Annotated in this window: 19 protein-coding genes; 3 read left to right on the top strand and 16 right to left on the bottom strand. The window is 67.4% G+C overall.

The features are described 5' to 3' along the window. Positions 1 to 159 precede the first annotated feature (159 nt). Both C1876_RS15385 and C1876_RS15380 read left to right on the top strand, forming a co-directional pair. On the top strand, positions 160 to 1,620 hold the full coding sequence (locus C1876_RS15385; protein WP_114547609.1) for a putative DNA modification/repair radical SAM protein: 1,461 nt from the start codon (positions 160 to 162) through the stop codon (positions 1,618 to 1,620). After that, complete coding sequence (locus C1876_RS15380) at positions 1,611 to 2,525, top strand: TIGR03915 family putative DNA repair protein (protein WP_114547608.1); 915 nt, start codon at positions 1,611 to 1,613, stop codon at positions 2,523 to 2,525. The genes C1876_RS15385 and C1876_RS15380 overlap by 10 nt, the downstream gene beginning before the upstream one ends. Positions 2,526 to 2,621: 96 nt before the next feature. On the opposite strand, the gene C1876_RS15375 is transcribed toward C1876_RS15380, so the two are convergent. The 14 genes from C1876_RS15375 to C1876_RS15310 all read right to left on the bottom strand — a co-directional run bounded on the left by C1876_RS15375 (position 2,622) and on the right by C1876_RS15310 (position 18,573). Further along, positions 2,622 to 4,310, bottom strand: a complete 1,689-nt coding sequence (locus tag C1876_RS15375) for an FAD-dependent oxidoreductase (RefSeq protein WP_114547607.1) — start codon at positions 4,308 to 4,310, stop codon at positions 2,622 to 2,624. Between the two features lie 185 nt (positions 4,311 to 4,495). Then, positions 4,496 to 5,911, bottom strand: coding sequence for a helix-turn-helix transcriptional regulator (locus tag C1876_RS15370; protein WP_158544711.1), 1,416 nt, complete (start codon positions 5,909 to 5,911; stop codon positions 4,496 to 4,498). 87 nt (positions 5,912 to 5,998) lie between these two features. Next, positions 5,999 to 6,931, bottom strand: a complete 933-nt coding sequence (locus C1876_RS15365; RefSeq protein WP_114547605.1) for a radical SAM protein — start codon at positions 6,929 to 6,931, stop codon at positions 5,999 to 6,001. A gap of 2 nt (positions 6,932 to 6,933) precedes the next feature. Then, complete coding sequence (locus tag C1876_RS15360) at positions 6,934 to 7,923, bottom strand: NAD(P)-binding domain-containing protein (protein WP_114547604.1); 990 nt, start codon at positions 7,921 to 7,923, stop codon at positions 6,934 to 6,936. A 49-nt stretch (positions 7,924 to 7,972) separates the two neighbouring features. Then, positions 7,973 to 8,902: a DegV family protein gene (locus C1876_RS15355; protein WP_114547603.1), complete on the bottom strand. Its 930-nt coding sequence runs from the start codon at positions 8,900 to 8,902 to the stop codon at positions 7,973 to 7,975. 66 nt (positions 8,903 to 8,968) lie between these two features. Continuing rightward, positions 8,969 to 9,871: a DegV family protein gene (locus C1876_RS15350; RefSeq protein ID WP_114547602.1), complete on the bottom strand. Its 903-nt coding sequence runs from the start codon at positions 9,869 to 9,871 to the stop codon at positions 8,969 to 8,971. Positions 9,872 to 9,932: 61 nt separating this feature from the next. After that, positions 9,933 to 11,393, bottom strand: a complete 1,461-nt coding sequence (locus C1876_RS15345) for a nicotinate phosphoribosyltransferase (protein ID WP_114547601.1) — start codon at positions 11,391 to 11,393, stop codon at positions 9,933 to 9,935. A 28-nt stretch (positions 11,394 to 11,421) separates the two neighbouring features. Continuing rightward, positions 11,422 to 13,026 (bottom strand): PSP1 domain-containing protein, encoded by a 1,605-nt coding sequence (locus C1876_RS15340; RefSeq protein WP_114547600.1) that lies wholly within the window; start codon positions 13,024 to 13,026, stop codon positions 11,422 to 11,424. Continuing rightward, positions 13,004 to 14,155 carry a DNA polymerase III subunit delta' gene (holB, locus tag C1876_RS15335; RefSeq protein ID WP_114547599.1) on the bottom strand — a complete coding sequence of 384 codons (1,152 nt, stop codon included), beginning with the start codon at positions 14,153 to 14,155 and terminating at the stop codon, positions 13,004 to 13,006. The genes C1876_RS15340 and holB overlap by 23 nt, the downstream gene beginning before the upstream one ends. 2 nt (positions 14,156 to 14,157) lie before the next feature. Beyond that, positions 14,158 to 14,892 carry a dTMP kinase gene (tmk, locus tag C1876_RS15330; RefSeq protein ID WP_114547598.1) on the bottom strand — a complete coding sequence of 245 codons (735 nt, stop codon included), beginning with the start codon at positions 14,890 to 14,892 and terminating at the stop codon, positions 14,158 to 14,160. A gap of 36 nt (positions 14,893 to 14,928) precedes the next feature. Next, positions 14,929 to 15,468 carry a fumarate hydratase C-terminal domain-containing protein gene (locus C1876_RS15325; protein WP_170139527.1) on the bottom strand — a complete coding sequence of 180 codons (540 nt, stop codon included), beginning with the start codon at positions 15,466 to 15,468 and terminating at the stop codon, positions 14,929 to 14,931. Further along, positions 15,461 to 16,498: a fumarate hydratase gene (locus tag C1876_RS15320; protein WP_244910171.1), complete on the bottom strand. Its 1,038-nt coding sequence runs from the start codon at positions 16,496 to 16,498 to the stop codon at positions 15,461 to 15,463. The genes C1876_RS15325 and C1876_RS15320 overlap by 8 nt, the downstream gene beginning before the upstream one ends. 87 nt (positions 16,499 to 16,585) lie before the next feature. Beyond that, complete coding sequence (locus tag C1876_RS15315; RefSeq protein ID WP_114547596.1) at positions 16,586 to 17,776, bottom strand: winged helix DNA-binding domain-containing protein; 1,191 nt, start codon at positions 17,774 to 17,776, stop codon at positions 16,586 to 16,588. A gap of 2 nt (positions 17,777 to 17,778) precedes the next feature. Further along, complete coding sequence (locus C1876_RS15310) at positions 17,779 to 18,573, bottom strand: nitroreductase family protein (protein WP_114547595.1); 795 nt, start codon at positions 18,571 to 18,573, stop codon at positions 17,779 to 17,781. Between the two features lie 75 nt (positions 18,574 to 18,648). Between C1876_RS15310 and C1876_RS15305 the strand changes: the two genes are divergently transcribed. Then, on the top strand, positions 18,649 to 19,047 hold the full coding sequence (locus tag C1876_RS15305) for a nuclear transport factor 2 family protein (RefSeq protein ID WP_114547594.1): 399 nt from the start codon (positions 18,649 to 18,651) through the stop codon (positions 19,045 to 19,047). Between the two features lie 26 nt (positions 19,048 to 19,073). On the opposite strand, the gene mdh is transcribed toward C1876_RS15305, so the two are convergent. After that, complete coding sequence (gene mdh, locus C1876_RS15300) at positions 19,074 to 19,997, bottom strand: malate dehydrogenase (protein ID WP_114547593.1); 924 nt, start codon at positions 19,995 to 19,997, stop codon at positions 19,074 to 19,076. A 55-nt stretch (positions 19,998 to 20,052) separates the two neighbouring features. Further along, complete coding sequence (locus tag C1876_RS15295; protein WP_114547592.1) at positions 20,053 to 22,602, bottom strand: DNA topoisomerase I; 2,550 nt, start codon at positions 22,600 to 22,602, stop codon at positions 20,053 to 20,055. Positions 22,603 to 22,901 lie beyond the last annotated feature (299 nt).

Raw genomic sequence — 22,901 nt, 5'->3', positions numbered from 1 at the left:
CCCCCACCCGCCCCTGACCTGCGGTTCAATAAAAGTTTGAGGAGGTTTGGGCAGAGGGGTTGCATTGCGCGCAACAGGCCTTGACTCCGAACACCCGTTTGCGTACTATATACGAACAAACATTCCCGCGAACATTTGATCTGACGAACGGACGTGTGTATGGACCTCGTTGCGAAGCTGGAAATCCTCGCCGATGCCGCGAAGTACGACGTGGCCTGCACCTCGTCGGGCATCGATCGCGACGCGCAGAAGGGCAAGCTGGGCAACACCCTGGCCGCCGGATGCTGCCACAGCTTCGCGGCGGACGGCCGCTGCATCACGCTGCTCAAGGTGCTCATGACGAACGTCTGCGTGTACGATTGCGCCTACTGCGTGAACCGCGTGTCGAACGAGATGCCGCGAGCGGCGTTCAAGCCGCGCGAGCTGGCCGACCTCACCATCGCGTTCTACCGGCGCAACTACATCGAGGGCCTGTTCCTCAGCTCGGGCGTCATCCGCAACCCCGACTACACCACCGAGCTCATGATCCAAACGCTGCAGATCCTGCGCGAGGAGCACGGCTTCCGCGGCTACATCCACGCGAAAGCGGTGCCCGGCACCTCCCCCGAACTCGTCGATCAGCTGGGGCACCTCGCCGATCGCATGAGCGTGAACATGGAGCTGCCCTCGCAGAAGAGCCTGCAGCTGCTCGCTCCCGAGAAGAACAAGCAGCACATCATCGCGCCCATGCGCCAGATACGCGACAACATCGCCGTCGATAAGGACACGCGCGCCCTCGTGCGCAAGCAGACCACGTACATGAAGCAGATCCGCCCCAAGAAGAAGGAGCGCGCCTTCGTGCCGGCCGGCCAGTCCACGCAGATGATCGTCGGCGCCACGCCCGAGAGCGACTTCCAGATCCTCAACCTGTCGGCGGCCCTCTATCGCACGTTGTCGCTCAAGCGCGTGTTCTTCAGCGCCTACACGCCCGTGAACGACGACAAGCGCCTTCCCGGCACCGACGCCATCCAGCTCAACCGCGAGCATCGGCTGTACCAGGCCGATTGGCTGCTGCGCTTCTACCGCTTCGACGTCAGCGAGATCATCGACGAGGACAATCCTTTCCTCGACCCCGACCTCGACCCGAAGGCGAACTGGGCCATCAACCACCTGGACTTCTTTCCCGTGGAAGTGAACACGGCGCCGCTCGAAGCGCTGCTGCGCGTGCCGGGCATCGGCGTGCGCGGGGCGCAGCTCATCATGCGCGCCCGTCGCACCGCATGCCTGCGCGAGCCCGAGCTGCGCAAACTGGGCATCGCCTACAAGCGCGCCCGCTTCTTCATCACGTGCTCGGGCGGCTACGCGGGCCAGGGCGTCGACTTCTCGCGCGAGGGGCTGCGCGCGCAGTTGGCCGCGCCCATCAAGGGCGGCAATCACGGCCGCCGCGCGAACAAGACCACGCCGGGGCAGATGAGCCTGTTCGAAAGCGTCGAGACGCCCGAGAAGGCCCGCATCGCCGGCGGCACCGGCGCGACGAAAGCGCTCGACACGGGCAGCGCGGGTGCGACGCACGCAAACGTGGCCGACGGCCTGTTCGGATGGCAGCGCGCCCTCGACACCGCGCACGCAGTATGCGCCTAGAGAACGGCGAGGGAATCGAGCGGGCCGCAGCGCTTCCCGAAGAGCCGCTCCTCAACGTGGCGTACTGCCACGACGGCACGCTCGAAGGGCTGCTGTCGGCGGTGTTCGAAGCGTACGCGCGCCGCGAGGACCCGCAGGACGTGGCATCGGCCCACGTGCTGCAACCGCGCCTCGGGCAGACGGTGCGCACCATCGAGACGAACGTCGAACACGCCGTGCGCGTGCAGAAGGGCATCCGCCGCGCCTGCGGGCAAGGGTCGTTCGAAACGGTCATGCACGCTTCGCTTTCCGACGACCCCCATGCGGGCACCATCGCCTACCGGTTCATCCGCTACGCCATGGCTCAGAACCGTCCGCACAGCTGCGCGCGCTGCCCGAAGCGCCGCGGATGCGCCGGCCCCTCGGCGTGCACCGCCCGCGGGCGGCGGGGCGACAGCGTGCTCAACGACCTCGCCCACCCCGCCGTCGGGCCGCTGCTCAAGCTCGACCGCTCCGTCATGAACGAGCGCCACCGCATGTTGCAGTTCCTCCGTTTCGAGCACCTGGAAAACGGCGTGTGGTTCGCCCGCTGCAACCCGAGCGCCGCCGTGATCCCCCTGATCATGGACTGGTTCACCGGCCGCTTCAACACGCAGCCGTTCATCATCTTCGACGAGGCGCACGGCATGGCCGGCGTGTACGAGGGCCGTGACTGGTACCTCGTCGAGTCGAAGACCGTCGACCTGCCCGAGCGCGCCGCCGAAGAGCGCCTCATGCAACAGGCCTGGAAGCGCTTCTACGACACGGTGGCCGTCGAAGCCCGGTACAACCCCGAGCTCCGCCGCCAGTTCATGCCCAAGCGCTTCTGGAAGAACCTCACCGAGATGCAAGAAGACCTCCCCGGCACCGAAATCTCCCCGCGGTAGACCGGAGCATACGCCTCTCCTCCAAACGCAAGAGGGGCGCCACAGCCACTCGCTGCGACGCCCCGCTCCGCGGCAAATCTCTCTTTTGCCCGAATCCTACTTGCCGGCCAAGATGGACCCCAGCATGTATCCCCACGTCAAGCAACGACCGTTCGAGTTGCCGGGCATATTGATGGGATAATCGACCGCGTACAGATCGCCTGATGTATTGCCAGTAGCATACAGCCCCTTGATGGGCGTGCCGTCCTCTTTGAGCACGCGCAAATCGGTATCCACTTTCAGGCCGCCGACGCACACGAGGATGACCGCTTCCACCTTCGTTGCATAGAACGGCGCCTCTTTGATGGGAAATAGGAACACCGGTTCCTTTTCGAACTGCGTGTCCTCCCCCGCTTCGCACATCGCGTTGTATGCCTCAACCTCGGCGAGAAACGCCTCCTTGTCCACGCCGATCTTGTCGGCCAACTCCTCAAGCGTATCGGCTTTCCAGGCGGTTGCGCCCTTCTCCACCTCGGCCTCCACCGTCGCCTCGATCTCGGCGGGGTCGAATTCCTGCGTGACGCTGCGGCTCATGGTGTCCCAGAACATGCCGCCGCCGTAGTTGAGGCTCTCCTTGTTGTCGGTGCCGAAGTTCTTGTCGAAGATGGAATAGCCCACCTGACCGGGCTGCTTCATGGTCTGGATGGACTTCGCCTGCACCCAGTTCGCTTCGTTGAAGTAGCGCTTGCCGTTCTTGTTCACGAACATGAACGAACCATGGAACATGGTGCCGCCCTGCGGATGCAGCGCGTTCGGCAGCGGCCCATCCTGCATCACACCGCCAGCCCACATGCCCATCTTGTGGCCGTCGCCCGTGTTAGCTCCCTGCGGCATATAGTCGCTGCGCATGTCGCGGAACAGCGGCTCCAAATATGCGTCGCGCATCTCCTGATCGCCCGCAATATCGCCCGTCGCAAGCACCACGCCCTTCGTAGCGTTGAACCGCTTATTGACACCGTCGGCATCCTTCACGACAACGCCGCTCACCGCGCCCGATTCATCCTGCACAAGCTGCTCGGCCGTATGCTCGAACAGGAACTCAACGCCTTGATCGAGACACGATTGGTACAGCAGCGCCGTCGGCACGAAGTAGCCCGCCTCTTCGGGAATGGCGAACGTGCCCGCCTGGAACGTATGGAAGTCGGGTTCTTCGGGCAGAATGGCGCTGCGCGAGTAGCCGGCATACAGCGTGTAGGCGGCACCGTACTGGTCGGCCTTGTCAAGCAGCCAGTCCAACGCAGGACCCGAGTTCTTGAACCACTGCGTGACCAGCTGTTCGTTGTTGCGGTTTCCGCACGTGCGGTTCCAACGGTACTGCGCGGCCACAGGCTCGATTTCGAATCCAAGCTCCTTGTTCAATCGCGAGTTGCACGCTCCCACGCCGCCCCCGCGGCCGTTCACCGTCGTCGTCTTCTCGATGACCGTCACGGCAAGGCCATGCTCCACCGCGGAGCATGCAGCCGAAACGCCCGCATTGCCCGCACCGATCACGAGCACATCGGTTTCAACGGTTTCGGCGATGTCGCTTTCGGCGATGGGCTCGGGCTTCGTCTCCCACGACCACTCCGTCGCAGACGTCCCCGTCGAAGTCTCAGCCGCACTCGACGACGTCTTCTGCTCGGAAGCCCCTGTCGCACCCTGGGGCGCACAACCCATCAGCCCCGCAGCCGCGGCCAACGCACCCGTTGCCGCAGCCCCGCTCAGAAAGCTCCTGCGCGACATGCCCTTCGTTTCCCGGTTATCCATGATTCCTCCTTGGTTTCTTCGCGCGGTAGCGCCCCTCGCGCTCCGCCGAACCCAGGAATAACACGGAAGCGTGCGTCAGCGCATGCACCGTTTCGTCACGTTTTGAGGAAACCGTCCCTAGGCCGAAAGGTCATGCATCATCTGAACAGGTAAAACGAAACCACCTCTCGCCTATCGGCCCACCGTTATTCCGCGCTGCCGCGCTCGATGACGTTATGAAGGCTCTGTCGATCGCACACTCCGAGCTTGCGATAGATGCTCGACACGTGGTTCTTCACCGTCCCGACGGCGATGCCCAGATCCTGCCCGATATAAGGAGCGCTGCGCCCGCGCGCAAGCAGAACGAGCACCTCTCCCTCGCGCGCCGTCAACCCGCACTCCTCGACAAGGCGTGCGCATACTCTCTCGTACGAAACGTCCCCGCGCGGTTCGACCTGCACCTGATAGACCCGGTCGAGATCGGCCTGCGAGAACAGCACCGAGCCCACCAGCGTCAACGCCACGATGCAGAGCATGGCCACCAGCACGGGCGACGCACTCGCCTGCGCACACCATTCACCAACCACCGTTCCCACCAGCGATCCCAAACGCGCAACGAACAGAGCGACCCCGAACAGCAGCACCACGGGACGTCCCGTACGAAAGGCGATGTCGGACGCAACAAGCATGATCAGCATGTCAAGACAGTAGCCGCCGTATATCATGACGCCTTCCCCGAGGAAGGCGTCGGCCGCGGGAAGCGCCACGATCAAGGCGATGCCGCACACAAGCCCAGGCACGATAGGGCGATACAGCACGCGCGGCCCATCGGTGGGAGCCGCGATGAACAGGTATGCCGTGAACGCAAGCAAACATGCGCCGCCGAAGGCGAACGCGAGGTTCGCCACCTCACCGTCGGCCACGTACAGGTACTTCTGCGTCACGCCCCACACGATGTTCGCCACCACGATAGCCAACAGCGCCCGACGATACAGCGAAGCGTCGAGAGCGACCTCGCGCCGCGCCGAAGCCGTCCGTCGCGGTGCCCGGGAAGCGTACACCAGACCCGCCAGCGATGCGAGCGGAAGCGCCGCGCACGCCGCGATGGCCAAACCGAGCGGCAGCGTCCGCACGAGGAAGAAAAGAACAAAGGCGGCCGTATAGGATACGCACAGCAACCTTCCCACGTATCCGGTTGCCAACGTGCTCCACAAAACGCCCCACGTCACGAGCAGCATCGCATTGCCGAGCGAAAACGCCGCTGTGGCAAGTACGAACAACGAGCCCCCGAACATGCCGAGCAACGCGCTGTGCGCAACAGCTCCCATGCCAAGCGACCCTGCCACGGAGCACGCAGCCGCCGCCACGAGCGCAAAACGCGGAACCCGTCGACCGGCGCTCTCGTTACGCCCGGGTACCTTCCAGACGAGCACTACGATGAGATACCCCAGACAGCTGAACGAGAGCAGCAACACCGATAGACTCACGGGAAACGGAGAGCGGGCCGGATCGGGAAGCAGCACGTCCGTGCACATGGCAACCATCCACCACGCCTGCCAAAACCCAAGCCCCACCAAGCCGAACAACTTGACGCCGCCCTGCGGCCCCCCACTGCCTCCCATGAGCATCCCCTATCCGAGAAGACCTCCCCTGGCCGTCTTCGGCACCTATCGTACCACAACGAAGACCGGGCCCCGTCCCGCCCCTCTTCACACTCCGGTCAGATCGAACGGGGGGATGAAGCTCTCCTCGGCCGCTCCGCCCTCCTGCCAGAAGTAGTCCTCGATGCCCAGGCTGTCGGCGTAGTCGAGCAGGCGCTCGTAGTCGGTGTCGGGCACGCGGCGGGCCAGCTCGGGACAGCGGCGCAGGGTCGCCGCCGCGTGCTCGTCGCCTGCGGCGGCCGCGTCGGCAAGCACGGGCGTGTACTGGTTCATGAGCGACAGCAGCACGCTCGAGCCGAAGCGCTCGTGCACGAGGCGCACCACGCGCTGCGAGTCCTCAAGCGCGTCGGGCAGCATGAGATGGCGCACCACCACGCCGCCCGTGAGGCGCGGCGCACCGTCGACCTCGTCGAACGTCGGCTCCCCCGCCTCCTCCACCATGGCCTCGAGCGCGCGCAGGGCAACCGCGGGATAGTCGGGCGCATGGGAATAGCGGCGCGCCAGCGCGCCGTCGGCGTACTTGAAATCGGTGAGGTACGCGTCCACCGTGCCCGCGTTCGCCCGCACGGCTTCCACCGTCTCGTACCCGGACGTGTTCCATACGACGGGCAACGTCAGTCCGTGTGCGCGAGCCCGCGCCACCGCGGCGCGCGCCTCAACGGCGTAATGGGTCGGCGTGACGAAGTTGATGTTGAGCGCGCCCTGTTCCTGCAGCTCCACGCACATCGCGGCAAGCCGCTCGACGCTCACCTCCGCGCCCGCATCGCCCGCGGCGATGACGGCGTTCTGACAGTAGACGCACCGCAGCGGGCAGTGCGCGAAGAACACCGTGCCGCTGCCGCGCTCGCCGCTGATGGGAGGCTCCTCCCAGAAGTGCAGCGCCGCACGCGCCACCACCAGGCGGTCGTCGGCCCCGCATGCGCCGCGCTCCCCCGCCGCACGGTCGACGCCGCACGCGCGGGGACAGAGATCGCAGGCCATCCCTAGTTCGCGGAATAGGCGCCGTAGCCGGGATAGTCGGGGTAGGAGCCGTGATCGTGGTTGTGATCATGGTCGTGGCCGCAGCCGTCGTCGTACCCCTCGAACTCGTCGAAGTCGTCGTGCGCATCCCCGTAGGCCTGCTCGGCACGCGTCCAGTCGAGGCCCTGTTCGGCGCACGTCTTCTCCTCGCCGTACACGAGCGCGAGCGCGGCGGGCGCCTTGTCGGCGCCGCCGATGACGGCCAGCAGCTCCAGCAGATGCAGGCACGCCTCGGCCTGCGGCAGGATGAGGTCCACGTCGTCGGCCGCCGTGAGCGCGGCGGACAGCTCGGCCATGAACATCTCCACCGTGTACGTGCCGTCGAAGAAGCCCGTGTTCACCGCGGCAAGCACCTGCTCGGCCACCGGCGTCGCCGCGCCCACGCGCTCGACCGCCTGATCGAGCGACGCCGACGAACGGCGCACGGCGCGGTACAGCGCGTCGGCCTCCACAGCGGAAATCACCTGGGCCGTCGTCTGCAACGTGTACGCGGCGCGCGCGAGCTGCGCCGAGCCCGCCCCGCCCGTATCCTGCACCGAGCCGGCGAGCGCTTCGAGCACTTCGCGCGCCTCGTCGACCGCTTCCTCGTCGCCGCCCACGAAGCACACGAGGTTGTCCTTGTCGCCGAACGCGTCGGCGCGCGCCATGTCGATGACCACGATCGGCGCTTCCACGGACATGAGGTCGCTCACCACGGCCACGGCGTTCAGCTCGCGGGCGAAACTCGGCGTCGAAGCCGACAGGTCGATGAGCAGCGCGCCCTTGCCCGCCGCCTGCACGAGTCCCTCCTCGTCGAAGTATGCGTCCTCGAGCGCCGTCTGAGACGTGCAGTACGTGATGATGATCTCCGCATGCGGCAGATCATCGGTACGCGTGCACCCAGCCGCCTCGAGGCGCGCCGTCACCATCGCGCCCACCGTTTCGTTGCCGGAATATGCAAACGACTTTTCCATCCAAAGCACCTTTCTTGATGTGCGTCACGTGTTCGTGCGATGCGGGGGCCTATTCGGCGCCCTTGACCTTCTTCGCGATGCGGTCGGCCACCGACAGCTCCTCGCGCTTATCGTTGCCCCAGAACACGACCGCAATCATGTCGGGGCCCACATGGCTGCCGATAACGGGGCCGATGCTGCTCTCCAAAAACAGGATGCTGTCGTCGGTCTTCGCGAGCGCCTCCTGCAAACGCGCCGCGTCCTTCGAGCAGTCGGCGTTGCCGATGACCACGCAGCGCCCGGGCCGCGAATCGGCCTTGCGCTTGTGGTAGTACTCGGCCAGCTGCTTGATGCCCTTCTTGCGCCCGCGCGCCACGCCCGCCAGCGACAGCTTGCCGTCGGTGGTGATGGTGAGCAGGGGCTTCACGTCCAGCTTGGAGCCCGCGTACGCCACCGAGCTCGGGATGCGCCCGCCGCGGCGCAGCGACTCGAGGTCGTCCACCATGAACTCGGCGTCCACGAAAAAGCGCGCCTCCTCGGCCCATCGCACCAGCTCGAGCGCTGTCATGCCGTTGTCGCGCTGACGCAGCGCCTCGTACACGAGCAGCGCCTCGGCCACCGAGGCGAGGCACGTGTCCACGAGGTACAGCTCCGCGTCGGGGTGCTCGGCCATCAGCTGGCCGTGCACGAGCATGGCCGCATCGAAGCTGCCGGACAGCCCGCTCGAAAAGCTCAGGTACACCGTGGGCACGCCGCTCGCGATGGCGCGCTCGAACGCGTCGCGGAACACCGGGACGGGCACCTGCGCCGTCGTCGGCTCTTCCCCGCCGCGCATGGCCTGGTAGAAATCGTGCGCCGACGATGCCTGGTACAGGTCGTCGGCATGCTCGCCGTCGCTCATGACGTACGGGAACTTGATGAGCTCGACGCCCTCGCGATCAACGACCTCGTACGGCAGGTCGCAGCACGAGTCGATGATGAGGTTGCACTGATGCTGCATGGAGTCTCTCGTTTCCTTAGCGGTTTGCATGCGTGATGACAGATGGATGCGGAAGGAGCGCGGGCGCTACGATGCGGTGGCGCGCGCCTGCACCGGCCCGGTGAGCTTGTCGGCGACGGCGCTCAGGCATTCGTAGGCGATGCCCACCGCCGGCCCTACGTGCAGGCCGATGACGGGGCTCACGGGCAGCACGCTTACCGTGCGGCCGATGAGCGGCTCGATGACCTCGCGCGCCCACTCGACGGCCGGCGCCTTGTCGCCGATGTAGTGCACCGCCACGTGCTTCAGCCCGTGCGCCTCGATGTCGCCCTTGAACGTGGCCACGATCTTGTCGAGGGCCTTCTTGCGCGTGCGCACCTTCGCGAGCGTGGTGGCCTTGCCGTCGGTCACCGTGAGCACGGGAGCCAGCTGGATGAGGTTGCCCAGCAAAGCCGCCGCGTTGCCGATACGCCCGCCCTTCTGCAAGAACGTGAGCGTCTCGGGCGTGAACAAGAAGCGCGTCGACGTGATGCCCTCGAGCGCCGCGGCGGCGCATCCGGCCAGGTCTTCGCCCGCATCGCGCGCAGCGACGGCGTCGAACACGGGCCAGGCCTCGTCGTAGCCGCACGACGACGAGTCCACGATGACGTACGAGAAGTCGATGTTGCGGGCCTTCACGGCACGCGCGGCGCGCACGGCGCCCTCGTAGGTGCCCGACAGCCCCGACGAGATGAAGATGCCCAGCACCTCGTCGCCGGCCTTCGCCGCCTCCTCGAACAGGGCTTCAAGCGTGAGCTGGGACGGCTGGCTCGACGTGGGGATGTTGTCCACCATGTCGTAGATGTCCGCGTAGAAGGCGTCGAGGTCCATGTCGGCATCCGCGTACTCGGTGCCTTCGCGGTTCACGAACAGCGTGGCGATGTCGATACCGGCCTCGCGCGCCACGTCGGCCGGAATGGAGGCGACCGAATCGGTGAGTATCTTGATCATGACATCCTTCCTAGAGACATGGGGCGCAGGCGCCCTCGAACAAATCGCGTATCCTCGTACCCTACGCGATGCCCCGCAGCTTCACAACCAGATCGCGGCGACGCTCAAAAAGACCATATTCGAGCCCCACCGGGTACGTGTGCGCGTTCAGCATGCGCTTCTGGCTCTCGTCGAGCGTCGCGAGCCCCGCCTGCGCGCGCTCGCGTGCGGCCAAGGCGTTGCGCTCGGACGCATCGAGCACCGTGCGCCCGTCGCGCGCGAGCGGCCTGAGCAGCGTCTCGGAGCACAGGCCCGCGAGGTTCTTCTGCCGCAGGTCGTCCGACGGATCGACGATCACCTCGCGCTTCGGGTCGCCCGGAGCGTTCACGTCGAACACCATGTCGCCGGCGAGCCGCCCGCTTCCGCAGTAGAAGTAGCGCCGCACGTCCAGCACGCCGGGCGTGGTCAGCTTCGCGGCCGACTCGGATATCTTGAGACGGTCGGTCCAGGCAGTCTCGCCGGGCGCGCGCGTGGCCGACAGCTTGTACACGCCGCCCAAGGTGGGCTGGTCGTAGGCGCACGCCAGCTTCGTGCCCACGCCCCACGAGGTCACCTGCGCGCCCTCGTCGCGGATGGACTGGATGGTGAATTCGTCCAAGTCGTTCGACAGCACGATGCCGCAGTCGGCGAGCCCCGCCTCGTCCAGCATCTCTCTCGCCATCTTCGCGAGCCACGAGAGGTCGCCCGAGTCGATGCGGATGCCGGCCAGACGCTCGCCCCGCTCGCGCATCTCGAGCCCCACGGTGATGGCGTTTTTGATGCCCTGCTCCACGTCGTAGGTGTCCACGAGCAGCACGCAGTTCTTCGGGAAGGCCGCGGCGTAGGCGCGAAACGCCGTGAGCTCGTCGGGGAACGACATGACCCATGAGTGGGCGTGCGTGCCCGACACGGGGATGTCGAACAGCTTGCCCGCCAGCACGTTCGACGTGGAAGCGCACCCGCCCACGACGGCCGCGCGGCTGGCCCACAGGCCGCCGCCCGCGCCCTGCGCGCGCCGCAAGCCGAACTCCGCCACGGGGGCCTGCGCCGCCAAGCACACGCGCGCCGCCTTCGTGGCGATGAGCGTCTCGAAGTTCACGCAGTTCAGCAGCGCCGTCTCGATGAGCTGGCAGTCCATGATGGGACCGGTCACGCGCACGAGGGGCTCATGCGGGAACACCACGGTGCCTTCGAGCACCGCGTCGATGTCCACGCGCAGCTCAAACGTGCGCAGGTAGTCGAGGAACGCCTGCTTGAACAGCTTGCCGCCGCCGGGCGCGTCGAGCGAGCCGAGGTAGGCGATGTCCTCGTCGGAGAACGAGAACTCGTCCACGAGGTCGGCCAGCTGCGCCATGCCGCACGCGATGGCGTAGCCGCCCTTGAACGGGTAGTCGCGGAAGTACATATGGAAGCAGGCCTGCGTGTCGCCCTGGCCGCTCTCCCAATAGCCCTGCGCCATGGTGAGCTGGTACAGGTCCGTCAACAACGCATAGTCGATCCTCATGACCGATGAGCCTCCTCCGTCGTTTCAGTTACTCGCCGCTCGGCGTCGCGCCGCCGTTCGCCGGGGGCGCGCCCGCACCGTCCTGCCCGCCGGCCTTGTGGCTGCGGCGCCGTGCGCGGCGATGTCCGCCGTCGGCGGCGCGATTGGCCTCGCCGCCCGCCGCTCCGGTGCGCTCGGAACGCGGCGCGCGATCCTGACGCGACTGCGGCTTCGACCCCTGCGGGGCCTGCTGGCCGCCCTGGCCCTGCGAGCCCTGACGCAGGCCCGAGGACTTCTGGCCGGGACGCGGCCCCTGCTTCTTCGACGGCTGCATGCCCTTCGCGCCCTGTTTCTTGCCGTTCTGGCCCTGGCTTTGGCCTTGACCCTGGCCCTGGCCGTTGCCCTGCTTGCGCTTCTGCTGCTGCCCCTGGCCGTTGCCGTTCTTCGGCGCGCCGCCGTTCTGCGGCTTCTGCTTGCGCTTCTGCGGCTGCTCGCTCGCCTCGGAGGCCGCGCCTTCGCCGCCCACCTTCGTCGAACGCCTGCGGCGCGGCTTGCGGGAGCTCTGCCCCTGCGCGTCGGCCTGCTTGCCGCCGCCGTTCTTCGCGCCGCCGTTGCGACCGCTGCCTCCGCCGCTGCCGTTGCCGCCGTTGCCGTTCGATCCGCCGCGCGACGACTTCTGCGCGCCGCGACCCGTGCGCCGCACCGACCCCGGATCGGCCAGCTTGTCCTGACCGGTCAGCTGCACGGTGCTGAACAGGGCCGACTCGTTCGCAATCCCGATGGGGTCCTGCGTGGTGGCGTCGATCCATGCGTCCTCGCCCACGCGATTCGGGCGGTTCGAGCCCTCCTCGGGCGGTTCGAAGTCGGCCAGCGGCACCTTGACGGGCTTCTCGCCCATGATCTTGAGGGACACGATCTCGCGCGGCACGTCGAGGTCGATCACCTTCGCGGGGCCGTCCGGCGTCTCCACCGTGGCGTTCTGCTTGGGAGCGCGGCTCTTGAAGTCCTTGTACGCGTCGAACTCGTAGCGCAGGCAGCACATGAGGCGGCCGCACACGCCCGAAATCTTCTGCGGGTTGAGCGAGAGGTCCTGCTCCTTCGCCATGCGGATGGACACGGGGCAGAACTCGCCGCCCAGGCGCTTGCAGCACAGCTCCTGGCCGCAATGGCCCAGGCCGCCCACCATGCGGGCCTCGTCGCGCACGCCGATCTGGCGCATGTCGATGCGCACGTGGAAGTGCGCGGCCAGCTTGCGCACGAGCTCGCGGAAGTCCACGCGCTCCTCGGCCTCGAAGTAGAAGATGGCCTTGTCGCCCTCGAACAGGTACTCCACCGACACGGGATGCATGTCGCCGCTCGCTTCGGCCGCCATCTCCTTGAAGACGGGCAGCGCCTCGCGCGACTTGGCCTCCAGCTCGTCGGCGCGGGCCACGTCCTCTTCGGACGCGATGCGCATGACGGGCTTGAGCGGGGTCTTGAGCTTCTTCACCTGGGCCTCGTCGGCCTCGAACACGTCTTTTGCCGCACGGCCGAATTCGGTGCCGCGGGCGGTGGACACGATCACGCCGTCGCCGGCGCGCACGTCGAGGTCTCCGGCGTCGAACCAGAGCGTCTTGGGGTTGTAGTACAGGTTAATCGGCGCTATGCGAACCATAGAGCACCTCTCTTATCTCGAACAGCATCGCGTCGATGCACGTTTCCGGTGATACATTATACGAGATCGCCGCGTCGCAGCGGCGAACGGCGGCAAGCGCGGCCGCAGCGCGCGCCTCGTCGGTGGCGGCGGCCGCCTCGTCGATGGACGCGCGGGCGTCCACGTTGATGACGAGCTCCGACGTCTCGGCGCACACGGCCATGACGTCGCGCAACCACGAGCGCGCGATGGCCGTGCACTGCCGCAGCGATTCGAAGGTCTTCGCCGTCAGCTGGCGCTTGTTGCGCGCTTCGATCTGGCGGATGGCCGACTTCGCCAGGAAGTCGGCGTTCTCGGCAAGCTCCTGCTCCTGCTCGGCGCGCGTCACGTCGAGCGGCGCCTTCACGAGCACCACGAGATCGGCGGCGAACCCGATGACGTCCCAGTCGTCAGCCTTGCGCAAACAGCCCATCACTTCCAGCACCCGGGTGCGAAACGCCAGGCGCTCGTTGGACTTGAGGAACTCAACCGCGCGCGTGATGGAACCGTCGCAGGCCTCCACCGCCATGCGCGCCTGCTCGCGCGACGCGCCCGTGTTCTGCACGATGATGCCCGCGGCCTCGCTTGCCGGGATGGTGCGGAACGGCACCACCTGGCAGCGCGACAGGATGGTGGGCAGCACGCTCTCGCGCGTGCGCGCGAGCAGGATGAGCACCACGTCGGACGGCGGTTCCTCGAGCGTCTTGAGGAACGCGTTGGCCGCCTGCACGCCGAGCAGGTCCACGCGATCGAGGATGTACACCTTCTTATGCGCCTGGATGGGCGCGAGCGACGTGTCCGCCACGATGTCGCGAATCTGCTCGACGAGGTAGCCGCCCGCGCCCTCGGGGGCGAAGTAGCGCACGTCGGGATGCTTCTTGCGCATGATCCGTCGACAGGCGTCGCACGCACCGCAGTTGCCGCCGCGCGGGCCCGAAGCGCCCTTCGGGCACAGCACGGCCTGCGCGAACGCGTAGGCGGCCATGGTCTTGTTCGACCCGGCCGGACCCGTGAACAGGTAGGCGTGACTCACCTTGTCCTGCGCCACCGTGGCGCGCAGAAACTCGCGCACCTGCGGCTGGCCGAGGATGTTCTCGAACGCATCGGCCACGGCTACGCCTCCACCTGCGAACGCTTGACGTCAAGACGGTCGAAGAAGCCGGGGTCGCGCTCGACGAGGTCCGCCATCCAGGGGAACAGGTCGGTCAGCTCGGCGAACACCGCGGCGGCCGTCGCCGATTTGCGCCCGCCCGACACCACCACGCGCATGCGCTCGGGGTCGCGTCGCGCGATCTCCAGGAACGACTCGTTCACGCGGCCGTGGAACTCCTCGCCCGCCTGCTCGAGGCGGTCGGCCCCTCCGCGATGCGTGGCGCGCACGAGCCCGGTTGCGGCCGTGCCGCCCGTGGTCATGAGGATGGTGCGGTCGGGATGCACGCCCTGGCAGGCGAACTCGTTCACGCGGTCGACGAACATGCGCGGCAGCCCGCGCCCGTAGGCCTGGTAGGCCACCGTCGAGTCGGTGAAGCGGTCGCACAGCACCACGGCGCCGCGCTCGAGCGCCGGCGCGATGACGCGCGCCACGAGCTGGGCGCGCGCTGCTTCGTAGATGAGCAGCTCGGCCTCGTCGGCAAGGCCCTCGTTCTTCGGGTCGAGCACGACGGCGCGCAGCTGCTCGCCGATGTCGGTTCCGCCGGGCTCGCGCAGGCACAGCACTTCGCGGCCGTGCGCGCGCAGGGCCTCCGAGAGGAAGCGGATGTGCGTCGTCTTGCCGGCGCCTTCGCCGCCCTCGAACGTGATGAAGATGCCGCGAGGGGCATCGGTTGTGTGTGAAAGTTCCTGTGTCACGGGTATGATTCGATCCTTCTCCTGTGCGATCAGGGGCTATACGAGGTCGTACACGTCGTTGCCCCGCACGTCGACGCCGACGAACACGGGGAAGTCCACCACCTGGATGCGGCGGAGCGCCTCGGTTCCCAAATCGTCGTACGCCACCGTCTCCGATGATGCCACGCACTTCGCCAGATAGGCCGCGGCCCCGCCGCATGCCACGAAATAAACGGAACCCGTCTCCCGGCACGCCGCGCGCACCTCGGGGGAGCGACGCCCCTTGCCCACCGTGGCCGCGACGCCCGCGCGATGGAGCGCCGGCGCGGCGAAGTCCATGCGGCTCGCCGTGGTGGGGCCGACGGCGCCGAACGGCCGGCCGGCCGCCTCGGGTGTCGGGCCCGCATAGAAGATGGCCTGCCCGTCGAGGCCGTAGGGCAATGCGCCCCCCGTCGCCTCGAGTTCGGCCATGAGCCGCACATGCCCCGCATCGCGCAGCGTGAAGAGCGGCCCGGTGAGCAGGCAGGCGTCGCCCGCTTCGAGCGCTGCAAGCCGCGCGCGGTCGAGCGGAAGGGAAAGGCTGATGGAATCAGACATGACGAGCCCCTTCTCCGCAGGCGCGGCCTTCGGCCCCCTGGTCGCACGCTTCATCACGCGTCAGCAAGGGGGACCCGCCGGCCTCCTCAAGGCCGCCAACCTGCGCCTCACCTTCATGGGCGCGGCCCTTGACGCCCTGGTCGCATGCTTTGCCCCGCGCCAAGAGAAGGGACTCCTCTGCTCCCAGCTCAACCGTGACCCTTCGCATGGCGGAACAGCCCATGTTGATGGCCAGCGGAAGCGCCGCGATATGGCAGGGGGCCGTCGCCACGCGCACGGCAAGCGCCGTGGTGCGACCGCCGAGGCCGCCGGGGCCCACGCCCGTGGCGTTCACGGCTTCGAGCAGCTCTTCCTCGAGCGCGCGCACCTGCGGGTCGGCCGCGGGCTCGTCCACCGGGCGCATGAGCGCCCGCTTCGCGAGGCCGGCCACCTTGTCGAACGTGCCGCCGATGCCGACGCCCACCACGAGCGGCGGGCACGCGTTCGCGGCTTTCTCGCGCACGCAGCGCACGAGCTCGTCGACGATTCCCTGCTTGCCGGCGCCCGGCACGAGCATGACCACGCGGCTCGCGTTGTCCGAGCCGCCGCCCTTCAGCATGATGTGCAGCCGTGCCGCGCCCGGCTCGTCCACCGGATGGATGTCGCAGAACGCGGGCGTGTTGTCGCCGGTGTTCGCACGGTCGAGGACGGCGTCGCGCACCACCGACCTGCGCAGGCGCGCCTCGTCGTAGGCGCGCGCCACCGCATCGTCGACGTCGGCGAACACGTCGCCGCGCACGAGCACGTCGGGCCCGATCTCGAGGCTCACCCACACGGTGCCGGTATCCTGGCAGATGGGCACGCGATCCTCGGCGGCAATCGACGCGTTCAGCACGAGCTGGTCGAGCACGGCGCGCCCGCGCGGGTTGTCCTCCGCCTCGCGGGCGGCGATGAGCCCGGCCTCGATATCGGCGGGCAGCACGCAGGCAAGCTGCGGAATGGCCGCATAGACAGCGCGTGCGACCGATGATTTCGTGATAATGGTTTCCATAAGGGAGAATTATACCGCAAGCGCCGCGCGGCGATCACCGCGCAAGCGAAACAGGGGGCCGGGCTTCGGCGGGCTGCCGAGGACCGGTCAAACCGTCTCGATCGTCACGTCGAGCAGCTTCTGCCCGCGGAAAGCCGCGTACCGTTCGGCCAGATCACGCAGCGTCTTTTCCGGGCACGCATCCCATAGCTCGCACGCCACGGTCATACCCGCGCCCTTCTTCCGGGGCGTCCACGTGCCCACCGCTTCGCCGCGTCGCACGACGACGCCCGGGTTCGCCACCGTCCGCCATATCTTGCGCTGCAGAATCGGATTCGCCTGCAGCGTCGCGCGGTCGCGCTGATCGAGGTAGGGGTCGTGCCCGGCCAGCAGCAGCACGTCGCGTTCGAGCGGCTCCGGCACCGCCAGGCGCTCGACGTCCTCCGCAAGCACCCAGGCCCGCTTGCCGCCGAACGTCACCGGCGCCAGCTCGCCCTCAACCGACGCCCACAGGCGGCGCGCCTGCGCGCCCGAACAGCCGAGCCACGCGGCCAGCGCGTCGGGCCGCGTCGGGCCGTAGCACCGCAAAAACATGCGCACGAGCGGGGCCGCCGCATCGTCGGCAGGCCGCATCGCGCGCCCCGTCCACCGCCGGTAGGACGTGAAGGTGGGGCTGCCGCCGTCGCGCGCGCCGAACACGATCAGCCCGAGAAACGCGCAGGGCCGCAGCAGAAACGACACCGCCGCGCCGCCCACCGTCTGCTTGTCGGGGCTGCCGTACATCGACGGCTCCCGCCACGCGGCGCGCTTCCCCGCGGGCAGCAAGGGCTCCACCCAATCGGCCAGCGTCTGATCGAGCGTCACCTTGCTCGCGATGACGACGTCGTCCAGCTTCGGCATCACCTGCACGAGCAGGTCCAGCAGCTCCTCGAACGCCATGCCGAGCGCGTCGAGAGCCATCCCGATGCCCTTCGTGTATATCCACGGCTCGTCGCCCTGCGGCACGAGCGCGCCGAGGAACGCAGCGCTCGCGCTCGTCGGGAACACGACGGGCGCGCCGCGCATGCTCCACGCCTGGACGAGCACCCTGTCCTCGTCGAGCAGGCGCTCCATATCGCGCAGGCCGCACGTGGGCACACGGTTGAAGAGAGCCGCTTCCCACGCGCCCGGCGGCGTGTTCTGCATCCCGCACGCCCCCGCCGCCGCGATGACGTCGTCCATTCCGTACGCACGATCCAAACGATGCGCCCGCAAACGGAAGTTCCGCGCCTGCTCGACGCTCACGTCCGCAAGCCCCATGGCTACTTCACCACGAAATCGCCCGGGAGCCGAGGGGCCGTGCGCGGGTAGGAACGCGAAGGATAGCCCAGCAGCATGCACAGCTGCAGCGGCTTGTCCTGCGCTTCGAGGAACGCCTTGACCGCGGGCAGCTCTTCGGCGGCGCGGCACAGGTAGCCGTTGTACAGCACGCCCAAGCCGAGCGACGCCGCCACAAGCTCCATGTTCTGCGCGGCGAGGCCCGCGTCGTCGGCGCGATCGCACCCGATGAACACCACGGCCGGCGCGTTGCGGAACAGGAAGTCCTCGCCCGCGTCGGCGCGGCGGCCGCGGCTGAACGGCTTGTACACCTTCGCCCAACGCGGCTTATCTGCCGGCGGCAGCGCAAGCAGGCCGTCGATGCCGTCCCACACGAGGGCCTTGAGCTCGTCGAGGGCATCCTGCACCACGACGAAGCGGCAGCCCTGCGCGTTCTTCGCCGTGGCCGTGTAGCGGCCCGCTTCGAGCACGGTCGCGAGCGCTTCGGGCGCCACCGGCCGCGGGCGGTAGTCGCGCACGCTGCGCCGCGACTTGATGGCGCGCAGCAGCACGGCCGCGTCGAGCGTTTCGCTCGCGGGCGCGGACGGCTCCACGTCGGCCATGTCGTAGCTCGGGATGGACACCGCCTCCGTCGGGCAGATGGCCACGCAGTGGCCGCACATGATGCAGCGCCCTTTCACGTGTGCCAGGCCGTCCTCCACCAGCAGGTTCGACCCCACGCAGTCCGCGACGCACGCCCCGCACCCGATGCAGCGCCCCTCGTCGATCTCGATCAGCATACGCTTGCTCCTCCTTGATTTTCCATTCCGTTCAGCGTACCGTGAACCGAACCCACCCGACCGGGAGAAACCGCCATGGAACACGACATCCTCGTACATGAAAAACAATTCTTCTCGGCTGCTTTCTGCCGTGATACGGCTAATCTCGAATCCGCGCTCGCGCCCGAGTTCCAAGAAGTCGGCCAATCCGGACGCACGCTCGGCAGGCGCGATGTGATCGACCAGCTGAGCAGGCTCGAATTCGACCGCGCCATCGAAATAAGCGACTTCGAAGTCGAACGCATCAGCGCAAACTCGTATCTCGCACGCTACGTGGCCGTCGATCGCGATCGGGACACGAGGAGTTTCCGCACTTCCCTTTGGGAAAACCGCAACGACCGCCTCGTCCTCGTATTCCACCGCGGAGAGCGCATCACGCCCGAGTCGGAAACGAAGAGTCCGGCTCCGCACACCGCGCAGAGCCGGACTCCCTAGCTTCGATCAACGCGCGTCAGCGCTCCCTACTCCGGCAAATTTGCCAGTCCGGCGCGCACGCTTTCGGCGCTTGCCTGCAGGGCGGCCAGCTCGTCGTCGTTGAGGTCGAACTCGACGACTTCCTCCACGCCGTTCTTGCCGAGGCGCACCGGCACGTTCATGTAGAGGTCGTCGATGCCGTACTGGCCGTCGATGTGCGCGCACACGCTCATGACCTCGTGCGAGTCGGTGAGGATGGCTTCAACCATCTTCGCGATGGACGCGCCCGGCGCGTAGTAGGCGCTGCCCGTCTTGAGGAAGGCCACCACTTCGGCGCCGCCCTTCACGCAGCGCTGGATGGCCTGCGCCACGGCCGCCTCGTCCATGAGCTCGGTGATGGGGGTGCCGTCCACCGTGGTGAAGCGGGGCCAGCACACCATGCCCTCGCCGTGCGCGCCCACGGCCCACGCCACCACGTCGGCCGGCGGGCAGCCCAGCTGCTCGCACACCGCGTACGCGAGGCGCGAGGAATCGAGCACGCCGCCCATGCCCATGAGGCGGTTCGCCGGCAGGCCGGACTCGCGGTACGCCAGCGTGGTCATGACGTCGAGCGGGTTCGTCACGCAGATGAACACGGCGTTCGGAGAAGCCTCCATGGCGGCGCCGATGACCGATTTCATGATGCCGGCGTTCACGCCGAGCAGGTCCTCGCGCGTCATGCCGGGCTTGCGGGCGATGCCGGCGGTGATGACCACCACGTCGGAGTCGCGCGTGTCGGCGTAGTCGTTCGTGCCGGTCACCTTGACCGTGAACTTCTCGACGCTGCGCATGTGCATCATGTCGAGCGCCTTGCCCTGCGGCAGGCCCTCGGCAACATCGATGAGCACGACGTCGGCCAGGTTCTTGGATGCGATGATATGGGCCGCGGTCGCCCCGACGTTGCCCGCTCCGACGATGGTTACTTTAGGCATGTGATAGCTCCTCGTTCGTTGATCGTACTTCGCATGATTGTACCGCAGGCGCGGGCTACTTCGTTTTCGGAGCGGCCTTCGCGGCCGGCTTCTTCGCGGTTTTTCCGCTTTTCGCAGCCGGTTTGCGCGCCGCAGGCTTCTTCGCAGCGGCTCCCTTGGCGTCCTTCGCGTCCTTCGCGTCCTCCTTCTGCTCCTTGCCGGGGCAGTCGAAGTTCGGGCAGAGCTTCCACGGGCCGCGCGCCGTGGTGACGATCACCATGGGCGCGCCGCAGTGCTCGCACACCTCTTCGGTGGCCGTGAGCGCGCCGTACTGGGGCAGCGGGTAGCCCGTGCCGCAGTCGTCGTAGTTCTCGCAGCGGATGAATCGCTTCAAGGTGCGCGGGTTCTTCTGCGCGATGAGCTTCGCCGTGATGCCCTTCTCCTTGCACGCGGGGCACTCGCCCACCACCACGTCGGGCTCCTTGTTCGTGGCGCAGTGCGGGTCGATGCAGATGGTGCGCGGCTTCGAGCGGAACGCCGTCACCTTCACCTGCGGCATGCCGCACGTGGGGCACGGCTCGGGCACGGCTTCCACCTTGCCCTTGGGCAGCGGGTAGGTCACGTCGCAGTCGGGCCAACCCGAGCAGCCGATGAACATGGAGCGCGTCTTCTGCGAGGCGCGCAGCTGCAGGTCCTTGCCGCACTTCGGGCACGGGCCCACGTAGGCGTCGGCGGCCACGGCGTCGGCCAGGGCGTCCTTCACTTCCTCGGAGTGCGGCAGCAGGCTTGCCAGCTGCTCGGAGAGGAGGTTGCGGCTCGTGTTCACCACCTCGGTCTTCGTCGTGCGGCCGTCGGCGATATTGTCCATCTCCTCTTCGAGCTCGGCCGTCATCTCGGGGTGCGTGATGTGCGGCGCGAACTTGTCGAGGGCGTCGCACACGGCCATGCCCAGCTGGCTCGGCTCGATGGGGTCGTTCACGCAGTACTTCACCGCGTACAAGCGCTCGATGATGGAGTGGCGCGTGGACTTAGTGCCCAGGCCCAGCTTCTCCATCTCCTGGATGAGCTTGCCTTGGCTGTAGCGCGCGGGCGGCTCGGTCTGCTTCTTCGTGCAGGTGGCGCCGTTGAAGGCGATCTGCTCGCCCTCGGAAAGCGCGGGCAGCTGCTCGTCCTTCTTGAGGCCGTACGGGTAGATGGCGCGGAAGCCCGGTTTCGACAGCACGTCGCCCTTCGCCACGAACGGTTCGGCGTTCACGTCGAGCGTCACCTTCGTGCCCTCGATGACGGCCGCCTCGGACAGCGTCGCCAGGAAGCGGCGCGCGATGAGGTTGTACAGCTTGTAGTCGGCGGGCGCGAGGTCGTCGGGCGTGGCCTTGGCCGTCGGGTAGATGGGCGGGTGGTCCGTCGTCTCCTTCTTGCCGCGCGTGGCCGTGAGCTTGTCCTTCGCCAGCAGCTCCTTGCAGTACGGCGCGTAGGCCGGGTTGCCGGAGATGGCCTTCACCGTGTCGGCGAGGTCGAGCGAGCTCGGGTAGACGGTGTTGTCCACGCGGGGGTACGAGATGTAGCCGTCCATGTACAGGCTCTCGGCGATGCGCATGGTGCGCGCGGGGCTCAGGCCCTCGGCCGAAGCAGCCGCCATGAGCGAGGTGGTGTTGAAGGGCGCGGGCGGCTGCACCGTGCGCTTCTTCTTCTCCACCGACGCCACGGTGGCCACGGTGGCGCCTTCGACGTGGGCCATGACGGCCAGCGCCTCGGCTTCGGCCTTGAAGCGGGCCGTGGCGTGCGGGGCCTCGAACGCGTCGGGGTCGACGCCGAATCCGCCGCGGATCACCCAGTAGTCCTCGGGGATGAACGCGAGGCGCTCGCGCTCGCGCGCCACGATGAGGGCGAGCGTGGGCGTTTGCACGCGGCCCGACGAGCGCACGTTGCCGTAGCCGGCGAACTTCACGAGCGTCAGGTAGCGCGTGAGCACCGCGCCCCAGATGAGGTCGATGTCCTGGCGCGACGCACCGGCGCTTGCCAGGTTCGTGTCGAGCTCGACGAGGTTGTCGAAAGCGTGCGTGATCTCCTCTTTGGTGAACGCGGAGTAGCGCGCGCGTGATACGGGCGCCGTCGCGTTCACTTCCTGGATGCAGCTGAGCGCGTCCGAGCCGATGAGCTCGCCTTCGCGGTCGAAGTCGGTCGCGATGATGACCGAGTCGGCCTTCTTCGCAAGGTTCTTCAAGGAGCGGATGATCTCCTTCTCCTTGGGCAGCTTGTTGATGGGCGCGTACACGAGGTACGGCAGCGCGTCCATCTTCCAGGTTTTCAGCTCCACGCCGTCTTCGGTGAAGGGCTTCTTCTTTTTGAACGGGGGCTTCGGCAGCGATGCGGGCAGATCCGCCGGAAGCGTTTCGCCCTCCTCGGTGACGCCCTGCCAGCCGCCGCGCTTCTTGTACACCATGGTCGGGGCGAAGTCGGGCTCCAGGATGTGGCCGCGCAGGCCGATGGTCACCCACTCTTCCCCGTCGACGTCGAAGCGGTACACCGGCGTCGAATACACTTTTTCCGCTTTGGGTTTCTTGACGCCGAGCAAGTCGGCGATTTTCTGAGCCGCGTCGTTCTTCTCGGTTACCACCAGTTTCACGCGGTTCCCTCCTGTTCTTCTCCGGCCGCCTCCCGCAGCCTACGTATTCACACGGTTGCCCCACCTATTTATTAACGTGTGCGGGGATTGGTTTCGCAGCCCGTCGGGCCGCGCATGCCGCGCCGTCGGGCACAGCAGCTGTTAGCATACACGATTTTGCGAAAAGCGCGAGCAAAATTGCCAACTTGAAGCAAAGCAAGACGAAAGCAGCCGGACGCTCGCCTACACGAAGCTGATGCGCAACCGCTTGCCAAGCCCCTTCGCCCCGGCTCGCATACCCTCCCAGCTTCCGCCCAGCG

Source organism: Eggerthella sinensis (assembly GCF_003339815.1).
Taxonomy (GTDB): domain Bacteria; phylum Actinomycetota; class Coriobacteriia; order Coriobacteriales; family Eggerthellaceae; genus Eggerthella; species Eggerthella sinensis.
The sequence above is the reverse complement of the archived record's forward strand: the minus strand, read 5'-3'. Positions and strand labels throughout refer to the sequence as shown.